Origin of the sequence: Microbacterium maritypicum MF109 (genome assembly GCF_000455825.1) — a bacterium.
GTDB classification, from domain to species: domain Bacteria; phylum Actinomycetota; class Actinomycetes; order Actinomycetales; family Microbacteriaceae; genus Microbacterium; species Microbacterium maritypicum_A.
This window is the reverse complement of sequence record NZ_ATAO01000141.1, coordinates 1-262: the sequence shown is the minus strand read 5'-3', so window position 1 is coordinate 262 and position 262 is coordinate 1. Positions and strand designations below refer to the sequence as shown.

Genomic DNA, 262 nt, shown 5'->3' with positions numbered 1-262 from the left:
TTTCCGAGCCGGGTCAGAAGCCCGGGATGAGACTGACGACGAGGTCGATGATCTTGATGCCGATGAACGGAGCGATCACGCCGCCGAGTCCATAGATCAGCAGGTTGCGCTGCAGGATCTGCGAGGCGCTCGCCGGGCGGTACTTCACTCCGCGCAGGGCCAGGGGGATCAGGAACACGATCACGATCGCGTTGAAGATGATCGCGCTGGTGACGGCCGACGCCGGCGAGTGCAACTGCATGATGTTGAGCGCCGCGAGTCC

The 262-nt window shown here is 63.4% G+C and carries 1 pseudogene; it reads right to left on the bottom strand.

Annotation, left to right across the window (positions count from 1 at the left end):
- Nucleotides 1–13: 13 nt before the first annotated feature.
- A pseudogene (locus L687_RS28800) lies at nt 14–262 on the bottom strand (potassium-transporting ATPase subunit B); the annotation flags it as partial.